Annotated in this window: 12 protein-coding genes; 11 read left to right on the forward strand and 1 reads right to left on the reverse strand. The window is 47.5% G+C overall.

All coding sequences use genetic code 11. The annotated features are described in order from the left end of the window. The first annotated feature begins 363 nt into the window (after window positions 1-363). The 8 genes from H3001_RS13650 (at window position 364) to deoC (ending at window position 8,744) form a co-directional block, all read left to right on the forward strand. Window positions 364-1,596 (forward strand): nucleoside recognition domain-containing protein, encoded by a 1,233-nt coding sequence (locus H3001_RS13650; RefSeq protein WP_181215219.1) that lies wholly within the window; start codon window positions 364-366, stop codon window positions 1,594-1,596. A gap of 9 nt (window positions 1,597-1,605) precedes the next feature. Further along, the gene (gene ybeY / locus H3001_RS13655; RefSeq protein ID WP_181215220.1) at window positions 1,606-2,034 is read left to right on the forward strand and encodes an rRNA maturation RNase YbeY; all 429 of its coding nucleotides are present in this window, start codon (window positions 1,606-1,608) and stop codon (window positions 2,032-2,034) included. A 430-nt stretch (window positions 2,035-2,464) separates the two neighbouring features. Continuing rightward, window positions 2,465-4,336 carry a tRNA uridine-5-carboxymethylaminomethyl(34) synthesis enzyme MnmG gene (mnmG, locus tag H3001_RS13660; RefSeq protein ID WP_181215221.1) on the forward strand — a complete coding sequence of 624 codons (1,872 nt, stop codon included), beginning with the start codon at window positions 2,465-2,467 and terminating at the stop codon, window positions 4,334-4,336. A 57-nt stretch (window positions 4,337-4,393) separates the two neighbouring features. Then, window positions 4,394-4,918, forward strand: a complete 525-nt coding sequence (locus H3001_RS13665; RefSeq protein ID WP_181215222.1) for an adenine phosphoribosyltransferase — start codon at window positions 4,394-4,396, stop codon at window positions 4,916-4,918. 100 nt (window positions 4,919-5,018) lie between these two features. Continuing rightward, window positions 5,019-6,854 (forward strand): excinuclease ABC subunit UvrC, encoded by a 1,836-nt coding sequence (gene uvrC, locus H3001_RS13670; RefSeq protein WP_181215223.1) that lies wholly within the window; start codon window positions 5,019-5,021, stop codon window positions 6,852-6,854. Window positions 6,855-6,917: 63 nt separating this feature from the next. Beyond that, complete coding sequence (gene dtd, locus H3001_RS13675) at window positions 6,918-7,370, forward strand: D-aminoacyl-tRNA deacylase (RefSeq protein ID WP_181215224.1); 453 nt, start codon at window positions 6,918-6,920, stop codon at window positions 7,368-7,370. 1 nt (window position 7,371) lies between these two features. Further along, a complete protein-coding gene (locus H3001_RS13680; RefSeq protein WP_178244451.1) occupies window positions 7,372-7,692 on the forward strand; it encodes a nucleotide pyrophosphohydrolase in 321 nt (106 codons plus the stop codon). 5 nt (window positions 7,693-7,697) lie between these two features. Next, window positions 7,698-8,744: a deoxyribose-phosphate aldolase gene (gene deoC, locus H3001_RS13685; RefSeq protein WP_181215225.1), complete on the forward strand. Its 1,047-nt coding sequence runs from the start codon at window positions 7,698-7,700 to the stop codon at window positions 8,742-8,744. 100 nt (window positions 8,745-8,844) lie between these two features. Here the strand turns inward: deoC and H3001_RS13690 are convergent, their stop codons facing one another. Then, window positions 8,845-9,819, reverse strand: coding sequence for a polyprenyl synthetase family protein (locus tag H3001_RS13690; RefSeq protein ID WP_178244449.1), 975 nt, complete (start codon window positions 9,817-9,819; stop codon window positions 8,845-8,847). A 93-nt stretch (window positions 9,820-9,912) separates the two neighbouring features. Between H3001_RS13690 and polA the strand changes: the two genes are divergently transcribed. The 3 genes from polA (at window position 9,913) to ychF (ending at window position 14,758) form a co-directional block, all read left to right on the forward strand. Then, complete coding sequence (gene polA, locus H3001_RS13695; RefSeq protein ID WP_181215226.1) at window positions 9,913-12,684, forward strand: DNA polymerase I; 2,772 nt, start codon at window positions 9,913-9,915, stop codon at window positions 12,682-12,684. Window positions 12,685-12,836: 152 nt separating this feature from the next. Continuing rightward, window positions 12,837-13,223: a DUF3836 domain-containing protein gene (locus H3001_RS13700; RefSeq protein WP_178244447.1), complete on the forward strand. Its 387-nt coding sequence runs from the start codon at window positions 12,837-12,839 to the stop codon at window positions 13,221-13,223. A gap of 431 nt (window positions 13,224-13,654) precedes the next feature. After that, the gene (gene ychF, locus H3001_RS13705; RefSeq protein WP_178244446.1) at window positions 13,655-14,758 is read left to right on the forward strand and encodes a redox-regulated ATPase YchF; all 1,104 of its coding nucleotides are present in this window, start codon (window positions 13,655-13,657) and stop codon (window positions 14,756-14,758) included. The last annotated feature ends 242 nt before the right edge of the window (window positions 14,759-15,000 follow it).

Consider the following 15,000-nt stretch of genomic DNA (forward strand, 5'->3'; position numbering starts at 1 on the left):
AATTATTCCTGAAAAAGTATTCAGATTCTTTTTTCAAATATAATATGAATCTCCATTAATCTATGGATGCAGACTATCTATGGATGCAGACTATCTATGGATGATGATTCTTCCATGGGTACAGAATGAATACAAAAAGAGAGGCGCTTCATTGTACCGAGGCGCCGATGAAAAGTACCGTAAATTATATATATCACACATTTGCCACGGAATGCGTGAACTGTATATCGTCGCGGAAAGAATTTCCAATCGGATTCGGTGCACATTCTGAAAGCGGAATTTATGATAAAAACACTTGTATTCCACTGTTTCTTCTAGTACTTTTGTAGGAATAATTAAGTAAAACTCAAAACCGTCATCAATATGATTCTGAATTATATCTGGATTGCTTTTTTCCTTACGGCTTTTGTCGTGGCTTGTATCCAACTGTTCTTTTTCGGGAATACTGACATATTCCCCGCCATCATCCAGTCGACATTCGAATCATCCAAAACCGCTTTCGAGATTTCAATCGGGCTGACCGGCGTCTTATCTCTCTGGATGGGTATCATGCGCATCGGAGAGGCCGGCGGAGTCATCAATATGTTCTCACGCATCCTGAGTCCGATATTCTGCAAGCTGTTTCCTGACATACCGAAAGGGCATCCGGTAACCGGAAGCATTTTCATGAATCTGGCGGCCAACATGCTGGGACTGGACAATGCGGCCACTCCGCTTGGACTGAAAGCGATGGAAGGCCTGCAGGCCATCAACCCGAAGAAAGATACAGCCAGTAATCCGATGATTATGTTTCTGGTCTTAAATACTTCGGGACTGACCCTGATTCCGATCAGTATCATGGTATACCGGGCACAATTGGGAGCGGCACAGCCTACGGATGTATTTGTTCCCATCCTGCTGGCAACTTTCTTCTCGACGCTGGCCGGTATCATTGCGGTCAGTCTTTATCAAAGAATCAATTTGCTGAACCGTACCATCCTGCTGTTCCTCGGCGGAATCAGTCTGGTGATAGGAGGCATCATTTATTTCTTCAGCACATTGCCCCGCACACAAATCGATATTTACTCTACTACCATTGCGAATGTGTTTCTGTTTTCGATTATCATCGGATTCATTCTGGCAGGAGTAAGGAAGTGCATCAATGTATACGATGCGTTTGTAGAGGGAGCCAAGGAGGGATTTTCCACAGCGGTCCGCATCATTCCTTATCTGGTAGCCATTCTGGTGGCTATCGCGGTTTTCCGCACCTCGGGATGCATGGATTATCTGATTGCAGGAATCGCGCGGCTTGTCAGCTGGATGGGAATCGACAGTGAATTTGTCGGTGCCTTGCCTACTGCCCTGATGAAACCGCTTAGCGGAAGCGGGGCCCGCGGTCTGATGGTAGATGCGATGAATACGTATGGAGCCGATTCCTTTATCGGAAGACTGGCATGTATCTTCCAGGGCTCCACAGACACTACCTTTTATATACTGGCTGTCTATTTCGGCAGTGTCGGAGTAGTCCGTACACGGCATGCAGTTCCGTGCGGTCTCATCGCCGACCTGGCCGGTATCATTGCTGCCATATTCATTTGTTATTTATTCTTTAACTGATATACATTTATGATCACTTATCAAACCGAAGACATTGCAATGCCCGCGATACACAAGCGGGAAACGACTGCCTGGATAAAGGCGGTGGCTGAGACTTATGGGAAAAAAGTAGGAGAAATAGCCTACATATTCTGCTCTGACGAAAAGATTCTGGAAGTGAACCGCCAATACCTGCAGCACGATTATTATACCGATATCATCACGTTCGACTATTGCGTAGGAAACAAGATATCGGGCGACTTGTTCATCAGCCTGGATACGGTCCGGACCAATGCCGAACAGTTCAATGCTTCTTACGATACGGAGTTGCACCGGGTAATCATCCACGGTATCCTGCACCTGTGCGGTATCAATGACAAGGGTCCGGGAGAAAGAGAAATCATGGAAGCTGCCGAAAACAAAGCCTTGCAGATGCTGAGTGATTTCGTACAAAAATAATTCCGGAAAAGGAATATTGTCAGAAGGCGGATAATGCATCAACCCGACATACAGGGGATGTATTACCCGCCCTGTTTTTTCTATTACATACATGATTGCAACTGTACCGGACTTGCACATACGGATGGAAACGACATAAAGCGGATAGCGTCTCTCGGCATCCGGTTTCTCCGTAAGTTCATTCCGGAGCAGGACGAAAAATTATTCCAGGCCCTTTCAAAACCGACAGACAGGACTTCGTCTCTAAAGGAAGAATTCCTGGAAAAAGAGAAAGGGAGAAACCCTCATCCCAGTCGGATGCACCCCCTATCCTATCTTTCTAACTCATAGGCAGAAGACTTCCGCTCTTTAAGTTCTTTTTTATTAACCGACCCCATACGAGCCGTTTATTTTTCGTATTTTTGCAACAGATATAAAAAACATTAGACTAATGGAATTCAAGTACGACGTTATTGTAATAGGTGCCGGACACGCAGGCTGTGAAGCTGCTGCCGCTGCAGCCAACCTTGGTTCAAAGACCTGTCTGATTACAATGGACATGAACAAGATTGGGCAGATGAGTTGTAACCCGGCCGTCGGCGGTATTGCCAAAGGGCAAATCGTAAGAGAGATTGATGCGCTGGGAGGCTACATGGGATTGGTAACCGACCGCACCGCAATCCAGTTCCGCATGCTCAACCGTTCCAAGGGACCGGCCATGTGGAGCCCAAGAGCTCAGTGCGACCGAGGCAAGTTTATCTGGGCCTGGCGTGAGATTCTGGAGAATATTCCAAACCTGCATATCTGGCAAGATACAGTAGAAGAAATACTCGTAGAAAACGGAGAGATTACGGGAGTCATCACCTGCTGGGGAGTGACCTTCCATGCAAAATGTGTGGTTCTGACTGCCGGTACTTTCCTGAACGGACTGATGCACATCGGTCATAAAATGCTTGCAGGAGGACGGTGCGCGGAACCGGCTTCCTATGACTTGACAGAGTCAATCACCCGGCACGGTATTACTGCCGGAAGAATGAAGACCGGTACTCCGGTGCGCATCGATGCACGCAGCGTAGACTTCAGTCTGATGGAGACGCAGGATGGCGAGAACGATTTCCACCGTTTCTCTTTTATCAGCGAGCCCAGACGACTCAAGCAGTTGCAGTGCTGGACCTGCTTTACCAACGAAGAGGTACACGAGACATTGCGCCAGGGACTGGCAGACTCCCCTCTTTTCAACGGACAGATCCAGAGCATCGGCCCCCGATACTGTCCAAGCATCGAGACGAAGATTGTTACCTTCCCCGACAAGCCCCAGCATCAGCTCTTCCTGGAGCCGGAAGGAGAAAGTACACAGGAGTTGTATCTGAACGGTTTCTCTTCTTCGCTCCCGATGGACATACAGCTGGCCGCTCTTAAGAAGATACCTTGCTTCCGCGACCTGGTGGTTTACCGTCCGGGATACGCCATCGAATACGATTACTTCGACCCGACTCAGCTGACCCATACGCTGGAATCGAAGATTATCAAAAACCTGTTCTTTGCCGGACAGGTAAACGGAACGACCGGATACGAGGAAGCCGGAGGACAAGGAATCATTGCCGGTATCAACGCTCACATCAACTGTCATGGCGGAGCTCCGTTTGTACTCGGTCGTGACGAAGCCTACATCGGCGTACTGATAGACGACCTCGTAACAAAAGGGGTGGACGAACCGTACCGAATGTTTACTTCACGGGCCGAATACCGCATCCTGCTCCGTCAGGACGATGCGGACATGCGCCTTACCGAACGTGCCTACCAGCTGGGCCTGGCAAAACAAGACCGCTACGATATGCTCCGAAAGAAACGGGCCGAAATAGAACGGTTGTATGAATTCGCAAAGACATACTCCATCAAGGCCGATAAGATCAACGGTGCGCTCGAAAGTCTCGGAACAGCCCCACTGACTCACGGTTGCAAACTGATCGAATTGCTGAGCCGTCCGCAGATTACAATAGACAACATCGCGCCGCACATTCCTTCCTTCCAGGCTGCACTGGATAAAGTCGAGGAACGGAAAGAAGAGATTACAGAAGCCGCAGAAGTCCTGATCAAGTACAGAGGATACATTGAGCGCGAACGGATGATTGCCGACAAGATCCACCGGCTGGAAAGCATCCGGATACAAGGCAAGTTTGATTACGCCAACCTTCAGTCCCTGTCGACAGAAGCCCGTCAGAAACTGATAAAGATAAACCCGGAAACATTGGCCCAGGCAAGCCGTATCCCCGGTATCTCTCCAAGCGACATCAACGTCTTGCTGGTGCTCCTGGGCAGATAAGTCTGTAGTGTTTCACGTGAAACAAGTAGTTTAAAGAATACACATAAAAGATTGAATATGAATAAAGAAACTTTAAAGAAAAACCTGAGAGAAATACCCGATTTCCCGATTCCGGGCATTTTGTTCTACGACGTAACTACTCTCTTCAAAAACCCGGAATGCCTTCAGGGAATGATCGACGAGCTTTATGAGATGTATAAAGACCGTGGCATCACAAAGGTAGTGGGTATTGAGTCAAGAGGGTTCATTCTGGGAGGTGCCTTGGCCGCACGTCTGGGAGCCGGCTTCGTAATGGCCCGTAAGCCTGGAAAACTTCCGGCTGAAGTGATGGAAGAAACGTATGCGAAAGAATACGGAACCGACACCATTCAGATTCACAAAGACGCCATCACGGAAGACGATGTAGTCTTGCTGCACGACGACCTGCTGGCTACCGGAGGAACAATGGCAGCAACTTACCGCCTGGTTCAAAAATGTGGAGCGAAGAAAGCATTTGTCAACTTCGTAATCGAGCTGAAAGGATTGAACGGACGGAAAGCCTTCGATGAAAATGTAGAAGTAACTACATTGCTGCAACTCTAAGAAAGGAGAGATTTCTCTTCCACAATATACGCCAAAGGCGAAGCGTCCTGCTTCGCCTTTGGCATATCATTCACTCACATCTACCCCACTGCAATCGAAAATGGAAGAATTACAGACGAACGAATATTTACGAGGAATTGTATTGAATTTGCCAAGCAGTCCGGGCATCTACCAATACTTGAACAAAGAAGGTACAATCATCTATGTAGGGAAAGCAAAGAACCTGAAACGGCGGGTGTACTCTTATTTCACGAAAGAGCACCAGTCGGCGAAGACACGAATTCTGGTCAGCAAGATTGCAGATATCCGGTACATTGTCGTCAACACCGAGGAAGATGCCTTACTGCTGGAGAATAATCTGATCAAGAAATACAAGCCCCGCTACAACGTCTTGCTCAAGGACGACAAAAGCTACCCTTCCATTTGTATCAGCAACGAATATTTTCCGCGGGTATTCAAGACCCGGAAAATCATCCGTAACGGTTCCACCTATTACGGTCCGTACAGCCACGTGCCTTCCATGCAAGCCGTACTGGAACTGATCAAGAAGGTCTACCCGCTCCGCACCTGCAACCTTGCACTAACTCCGGAAAACATCCGTTCTGGAAAGTTCAACGTGTGTCTGGAGTATCACATCAAGAACTGCAAAGGACCGTGTATCGGACAGCAGTCGCACGAAGAATACATGGAGAGCATCGGACAAATCAAGGAAATTCTGAAAGGGAATACCCAACTTATCTCTAATCTTCTGCTGGAAGAGATGAGAAGTCTGGCAGAGGAGATGCGGTTTGAAGAAGCTCAAAAAATCAAGGAAAAGTACGACCTGATTGAAAGCTACCGTGCCAAGAGCGAAGTGGTCAGCTCCGTCCTGCACAACATCGATGTATTCTCCATCGAAACCGATGAGGATTCGGCTTACATCAATTACCTTCACATTACGAACGGCTGCATCAACCAGGCCTTCACCTTCGAATATAAGACACGGATCAACGAAAGCCGGGAAGAACTGCTGCAGCTGGGCATCATTGAAATGCGGGAAAGATACAAGAGTCTGTCGAAGGAAATCATTGTGCCGTTCGAACTCGACATGGAGCTCCAGGGTGTCACCTTTACCATCCCGCAACGGGGCGATAAAAAGCACCTGCTGGAACTTTCACTGATGAATGTAAAACAATACAAGCTGGACCGGTTGAAACAGGCCGAAAAGCTGAATCCCGAACAGCGGAGCGTACGACTGCTCAAGGAAATCCAGGAGCAGCTGCACATGTCGAAAATGCCGATACACATCGAATGTTTCGATAACTCCAACATCCAGGGTGCAGATGCGGTAGCCGCCTGTGTGGTTTTCAAGAAAGCCAAGCCCAGCAAGAAGGATTACCGGAAATACCTGATCAAGACCGTCAGCGGACCGGACGATTATGCGTCAATGCAGGAAGTAGTGAGGAGAAGATATTCGCGCATTCTGAACGAACAGGGCGAACTGCCCGACCTGATTCTGACGGACGGTGGAAAGGGACAGATGGAAGTAGTAAGACAGGTCATCGAAGACGAACTCGGACTGAACATTCCCATCGCAGGTCTGGCAAAGGACAACCGCCACCGTACTTCGGAAATCCTGTTCGGCTTTCCTCCGGTAAAAATCGGCATCAAGCAGAACACTCCCCTCTTTCACCTGCTGGAAAATATCCAGAACGAGGTACACCGTTTTGCCATCACCTTCCACCGCGACAAACGCAGCAAAAGCCAGATTGCTTCCGCCCTCGACTCCATCAAAGGAATCGGAGAGAAACGGAAGACAGCCCTGCTGAAGCATTTTAAGAGCGTTGCACGCATCAAAGGAGCGAGTCTGGAAGAGATTACTGCCGTCATCGGAGAAGCCGCCGCACGGAGCGTAAAAGAAGCATTGTGCAACGACGGGGAAAACGGTCCGAAATAATCAGGACACTAAAAAACCATATACTGAATATATTTGTTATCTTTGTAGAAACAGTTTTAAATTATGAGAGTAGTAATTCAACGAGTAAGTCATGCATCCGTCACCATCGAAGGGGTCTGCAAATCCGCCATCGGAGAAGGATTCATGATTCTGGTAGGAATAGAAGAAGCAGATACGCAGGAAGACGCAGACTGGCTCTGCCGGAAAATTGTCGGACTTCGCGTATTCGACGATGAAAACGGAGTGATGAACCGGTCGATTACCGATATCAACGGAGAAATTTTAGTGATCAGTCAGTTTACGCTGATGGCATCTACCAAGAAAGGAAACCGCCCCTCTTACATCCGGGGCGCCAGACACGAGACAGCCATTCCGCTCTACGAGTATTTCTGCAACGAACTGGAAATCGCACTCGGCAAAAAAGTAGGAACCGGTGAATTCGGGGCAGACATGAAGGTAGAGCTGCTCAACAACGGACCGGTCACCATTTGCATGGACACCAAAAACAAAGAATAATATGACTCTGAAAGAAGCACAAGAAACGGTCGATGCCTGGATCAAGACCTACGGCGTTCGTTATTTCAGCGAACTGACAAACATGACAGTGCTGACCGAAGAAGTTGGAGAACTGGCGAGAATCATGGCCCGTACCTATGGCGACCAGTCGTTCAAAGAGGGAGAAAAACACGATCTGGGAGATGAGATGGCAGATGTACTCTGGGTATTGATCTGCCTGGCCAACCAGACTGGAGTAGACTTAACAGAAGCTTTTCGGAAGAATCTGGAGAAAAAGACATCGAGAGATAAGGAAAGACATAAGAATAACCCCAAATTATAACCATTATGAAGTACAACGAACATCAAGAGTGTGGATGTAACGATACACATCACCACGACCATGAATGCTGCTGTGGACATGACCACTCCACTGAGTGCAACTGCGAAGACGATGCTTGCGACTGCGGTTGTGACTGCGAAGAAGAGGAAAACGACTCTTATGCCAGTTCTTCAGATAAATATCATGAAGCATTGAGTAAGTACGATACCAACCTCTCTGACGAGGATATCAAGGCAGAAACAGCCCGTATCATCGAGCAGAAAGTGAAGGAAAACGATACACTGGAAGTGAAGAAATTCCTGTTCCACTGCATCGACCTTACTACGCTTAAATGCACGGACAGCGAACCCAGCGTAATGAAATTTACTCAGCGGGTAAATGATTTCGTAGACAAATATCCTGACCTGGACAACGTGGCTGCCATCTGCGTATATCCGAATATGGCAGAAATCGTCAGCGATACCCTGGAAGCCGACCATGTAAACATTGCCTGTGTATCGGGAGGATTCCCCTCTTCACAGACATTTACGGAAATCAAGGTGGCAGAAACTGCCATGGCCCTGCATGCCGGAGCCAATGAAATCGATATCGTGATTTCGGTAGGCAAGTTCCTGAGCGGTGATTACGAAGGAATGTGCGATGAAATCGAAGAACTGAAGGATGTCTGTGGCGACAAACACCTGAAGGTGATTCTAGAAACCGGAGCACTTGCCACTGCCTCAAACATCAAAAAAGCGTCTATTCTTTCGATGTATTCGGGGGCAGACTTCATCAAGACTTCTACCGGAAAAGAGAATCCGGCAGCTACTCCGGAAGCCGCACTGGTAATGTGTAAGGCCATCAAAGAATATTACCTGGAAACCGGAAGAAAGGTAGGATTCAAGCCGGCCGGAGGTATCAATACGGTACACGATGCACTGGTATATTATACCATCGTCAAGGAGGTATTGGGCAAGGAATGGCTGACCAACGAACTGTTCCGTCTGGGAACAAGCCGCATGGCCAACCTGCTGTTGTCTGATATCGTCGGAGAAGAAGTAAAATTCTTCTGATCAGACGAAGGCATTCATACAAAAAAGAACCTCCTGAAACAGATTTCCTCATCGGATTTCCTGTTTCAGGAGGTTCTTTTTTTGACCTGATTATGCGGTTTTATTTATTCCGTTCAATGACATAATCGATGTATGCCGTGAGGGCCTCAGAAACCGAAGCATCGGCCGAATCAGGCAACAGAGACAGAGCCTGGTTGCGGTAATCGTGCATCACCTGTTCCGCATATTCAATGCCTCCTTCCCTCTTCACATACTCCACAAAAGAGGCGATTTCTTCGGGTGTAGCCTCGAGTGAGCGGATACGCAGCGCCAGGCTGCAGGCTTCCGGATCCTTCTTATGGTTCAGTACATACAGGGCCGGCAGTGTCAATTTACCTTCCAGCATATCATTTCCGGTCGGTTTTCCGATTCCTTCCCCACTGAAATAATCGAAGATATCGTCTTTAATCTGAAATGCGATTCCTATCATTTCACCGAACAAGGCCGCCTTTTCCACCTCTTCCCTGCCGGCACCGGCCGAGATAGCTCCCGCCTCGGCACTTGCAGTAAACAAAGCCGCAGTCTTCTTGCGGATGACATCGAAATAAACTTCCTCCGAGAAATCCTGGTTGCGGATATTGGCCAACTGGATAATCTCTCCTTCCGACAGGTTCTGTCCCAGACGGGCCACCAGATCCACCAGTTCCACACTGCCCGTACAGGCCGCATGCTTCAGACTTGTAGCCAGCATATAATCACCTACCAGTACGGACACTTTATTATTGTATAACGCATTTACCGACGACTGTCCACGACGCAGGTCGCTCTCATCCACCACGTCATCGTGCACCAGACTGGCTGTATGTAAAAGCTCCAGCGACAAGGCTCCATGCAGGGTTGCATCGGTCACCTGTCCGTAAAGTTTCGCAATCAGCAATACCAAAATGGGGCGCATCATCTTTCCGTTCCTCTTCTTGATATAGGCCAGAACCTCGTCAAGCAAAGGAGTAGAACTTTGCAGTGAAGCACCAAAGAGTGACTTAAATTCACTCAGCTCTTTTTCTATCGGTCTCTCGATTATCTCTCTCTTCTCCATTGGGCATCTATTTGCCTACAAAAGTAATAATAAAACAGCTAATACGGTATTTTTTTGTATTTTTACATAGAAATTCTTAATATTTTTATACGAATGGAGAAACTATTTCTACTGGATGCATACGCACTGATATACCGTGCCTATTATGCTTTTATCAAGAATCCCCGTATCAATTCGAAAGGTTTTAATACATCGGCCATCATGGGCTTCGTAAATACGTTGGAAGACGTGCTGAAAAAGGAAAATCCGAGCCACATCGGCATTGCCTTCGACCCTGCAGGACCTACCTTCCGGCACGAAGCGTTCGAGCAATATAAAGCCCAGCGGGAAGAGACTCCGGAGGCCATCCGCCTCTCTGTTCCTATTATTAAAGAAATCATACAGGCCTACCGGATTCCGATTCTGGAGGTACCGGGATATGAAGCCGACGACGTCATCGGTACACTGGCTACCGAAGCGGGGCGCCGCGGCATACCGACTTATATGATGACTCCCGACAAGGACTACGGCCAGCTGGTGTCGGACTGTGTCTTCATGTACCGCCCCAAATACGGCGACCATGAATTTGAAGTCATGGGGGTAGATGCCGTCAAGGCTAAGTTCAATATTGACTCTCCCGCGCAGGTCATCGACATGCTCGGTCTGATGGGAGACACGGCCGACAACATTCCCGGTTGTCCGGGCGTCGGCGAGAAAACGGCGCAGAAACTCATCGCCCAGTTCGGAAGCATCGAGCAAATGCTGGAGCATACCGACCAGTTGAAGGGAGCGCTCAAACAGAAAATCGAAAACAACCGCGAACAGATTCTTTTCTCGAAATTCCTGGCCACCATCAAAACCGACGTGCCGGTTGCCCTAGACATGGAAGCCTTGAAGCGCGAGAGTCCGAACGAAGAAGAATTGCGGCGACTCTTCGAGGAACTGGAGTTCCGCTCACTCCTCGACCGGGTACTGAAGGTAGAAAAAAAAGCAGCCCCTTCTCCTACCCCTGTTTCAGGCGATCTCTTTGGATTTTTTGCGGCCGAAGATACAGAAGACTCAAAAAATTCAAATCTCAGCAGCCTTGAAAGCCTGGATTACGACTATCAATTAATTGATACTGAGGATAAAATAGACGATTTTTTACAAAATATCCTTACAAAAGAAATTTTCAGTCTAGACACGGAAACCACCGGAACGGATCCGATTCGCGCAGAACTGGTCGGAATGAGCTTCAGTTTCAAGGAAAATCAGGCTTTTTACGTTCCCGTACCTGCCAATCGTGACGAAGCGCAAAAAATTGTTAATAAATTCAAATCTGTCTTCGAAAACGAAAAAACCGTAAAAGTCGGACAGAACATCAAGTACGACATGCTTGTGCTCAGCAACTACGGAGTCGAGATCCGAGGAAGGATGTTCGATACCATGATCGCACATTACGTGCTGCAGCCCGAGCTCCATCACGGAATGGATTACCTGGCCGAAGTGTACCTGAAATACGAAACCATCAAAATAGAAGAACTGATAGGTCCGAAAGGAAAAAATCAGAAGAACATGCGCGACCTCCCTCCTTCGGCTGTCTATAAGTATGCGTGCGAGGATGCCGACGTAACCCTCAAGCTCAAGCACATTCTGGAGAAGGAACTGAAGGAACAGGGAGTGGAAGCATTGTTCGAGGAAATCGAAATGCCGCTCGTCCCGGTACTGGCCTATATGGAACGGAACGGAGTAAGAATAGACACTGCAGCCCTAAAAGAGACCTCACTCCATTTTACTGCCCGCATGCAGCAGATAGAAAAAGAGGTGCACGAGCTGGCAGGTATGGAGTTCAATATCGCTTCGCCCAAGCAGGTGGGTGAGGTACTCTTCGACCGGCTGAAGATTGTGGAAAAGGCCAAGAAGACGAAGAGCGGACAATACGTGACTTCCGAGGACGTACTGGAGAGTCTACGGGGCAAGCACGAGATTGTCGGAAAGATATTGGAGCACCGGGGACTGAAGAAGTTGCTGAGTACGTATATCGATGCACTTCCGCAACTGATCAATCCGCAGACGGGCCACATACATACTTCATTCAACCAGACCGTAACCGCTACCGGACGGTTGAGTTCCAGCAATCCGAACCTCCAGAACATTCCGGTCCGCAACAAAGACGGAAAAGAAATCCGGAAAGCCTTCATCCCGGAAGACGGATGCGAGTTCTTCTCGGCCGACTACTCACAGATTGAATTGCGCATCATGGCGCACCTGAGCCAGGACCCGCACATGATAGAGGCCTTCCAGAAAGGACAGGATATCCATGCCGCCACGGCAGCGAAGATTTACAAGACCGACCTGGAACACGTGAGCCGGGAACAGCGCAGCAAGGCAAAAACCGCCAATTTCGGCATTATCTACGGCATATCGACCTTCGGACTGGCCGAACGGCTGAATGTGGAACGCAGGGAAGCAAAAGAACTGATCGACGGTTATTTTGCCAACTATCCGCATGTTAAGGAATATATGGACGAAAGCATCCGTGTAGCCCGTGAAAAAGGATACATCGAAACCATCTTCAAACGGAAACGCTATCTGCCCGATATCAACTCCCGGAATGCAGTGGTCAGAGGCTATGCAGAACGCAATGCCATCAACGCCCCGATACAGGGAAGTGCGGCAGATATTATCAAAGTAGCCATGATCCGCATCTACCGGCGCTTCCGCGAAGAAGGAATCCAGTCGAAAATGATCCTCCAAGTACACGACGAATTGAACTTCAGTGTAGTGCCTGCAGAAAAGGAAAAAGTGCAGCAAATTGTGATTTCGGAGATGGAAGCTGCTTACAAAATGAAAGCACCTTTGCGCGCAGACTATGGTTGGGGTAAAAATTGGCTGGAAGCACATTGATAGGAAGCAAATGTTAACGTTTCTTTAAATCGTAACATTTTGATAAAAATCGGAAAAATTTTTCCCAAAATGTTAGTGGATTAGAAAGGTTTTACTAATTTTGCAGCGGATTTAAAAACAAAAAGAAAGTAAAACCTTAAAATATTAAAGAAATGAAGACAATGAATTTTATCAAAAGTTTATTAGTTGTAGCAATTGCTTTTATCGCAAACCTTACAGTTTTTGCCAATACTCCTGAAACTAGTTTGGTATACAACACAGAAGAAATAGACGGGGTAAGATTGTCGGAAACAGTATATCACATGAATCAGGGTATCCTGACTCACTATGCTAAGTACAACTACAAATATAATGACAACAAGCAAGTAGTTGAGAATCTTTTGCAGAAATGGGACAAGAAGAGTGCTAGCTGGAAAAACGACATGTGTATCAAGTACTTCTACACTAACAACTCTGTAAGAGTAGAGTATTACAAATGGAACAAGAAGGCTCAGGATTTTGTCCGTATGCCTGAAATGACTACCGTAATGGAACAGTAAGCAAATTACATACGAATAATAACAAAATTTCATAAACTCTCTTACAGGAAGAGGTGCTTCGGGACGAAGCGCCTCTTTTTTTATGTACCCGAAAGGAGCGAAATTTATCTTATCATCGACATTTTGCTTACAATTTATAACCTGTTTGAGAAAATCAGTCCGAAATCAATCAAAAAGCAGGCATCCATGCTTCTTCCGGAAAGCATTCTCCTTCCCCACCCTGCCACCGGCCGGGAATCCGGCACTTTCCGCCCTACAAATCGCTATGAGGCAATCTTTTGGTAAATCTAGAAGAAATGAGTACCTTTGCACCGGATACGGCAAAATCTGCACAGGTACGGATCCGGACAGCACCCTCTGTCACCGGTACACGGGATTCCTGCCTCAAGGCGGTATCCGAAAATAGAAAAAAGATAGAAAATTAATATATTATGGCATTACAATGTGGTATCGTCGGTCTGCCGAACGTAGGTAAATCGACTCTTTTTAACTGCTTATCAAACGCAAAGGCTCAGGCAGCCAACTTCCCGTTCTGTACAATTGAACCGAATGTCGGTGTCATTACCGTACCCGATGAACGCTTGAACAAACTGGCGGAACTGGTCAATCCGGACCGTATCGTTCCGACTACCGTAGAAATCGTAGACATTGCAGGACTTGTAAAGGGAGCCAGCAAGGGCGAAGGTCTGGGAAACAAATTCCTGGCAAATATCCGTGAAACCGATGCAATCCTGCACGTATTGCGCTGTTTCGATGATGAAAACGTCACACACGTAGACGGAAGCGTCGATCCGGTGCGCGACAAGGAAATCATCGATACCGAGTTGCAGCTGAAGGACCTTGAAACCATCGAAAGCCGTATCCAGAAAGTGCAGAAACAGGCACAGACCGGGGGCGACAAGGTAGCCAAGCAGACATACGAAGTATTGGTACGTTACAGAGAAGCCCTGCTGCAAGGCAAATCGGCCCGTACGGTACAGTTTGAGACAAAGGATGAGCAGAAAATCGCTCACGAACTGTTCCTGCTTACCTCAAAGCCGGTAATGTACGTATGTAACGTAGACGAAGGCAGTGCCGTAAACGGCAACAAGTACGTGGAACAGGTACGCGAGGCAGTCAAGGAAGAAGGAGCGGAAATCCTGATTGTAGCTGCCAAGACCGAGGCCGACATCGCAGAACTGGAAACGTATGAAGACCGTCAGATGTTCCTCCAGGAAGTAGGTCTGGAAGAATCGGGAGTCAGCCGTCTGATCCGTGCAGCCTACAAACTGCTGAATCTGGAGACTTATTTCACTGCCGGAAAGATGGAAGTACGTGCATGGACATTCCACAAAGGCTGGAAGGCTCCTCAGTGTGCCGGAGTAATCCACACCGACTTTGAAAAAGGCTTTATCCGTGCCGAAGTCATCAAATACAACGACTTCATCCAGTATGGCTCGGAAGCTGCCGTACGCGAAGCCGGTAAACTGAATGTAGAAGGAAAAGAATACGTAGTGGAAGACGGTGACATCATGCACTTCCGCTTCAATGTATAAACCGGAGATTGACTCTCTGAAGACACATTGTTCTTAAAAAAATCGCAAGGCGGTGAAACCAAAGTTTCTTATATATGAAACTTGAGTTTCACCGCCTTGCTTCTTTGGTTGCATCGGGATATTCAGTAAATGTCCCTAAAAAGTAAGGTGGCATATAAAGTCGATAGAGTATAATCACTTTATATGCCATTGCTATTGCCCTTTTTCTGTGTTTTTTCATATAATCCTATCAGTTGGACATG

Source organism: Phocaeicola faecicola, from assembly GCF_013618865.1.
In the GTDB taxonomy this organism is placed as follows: domain Bacteria; phylum Bacteroidota; class Bacteroidia; order Bacteroidales; family Bacteroidaceae; genus Phocaeicola; species Phocaeicola faecicola.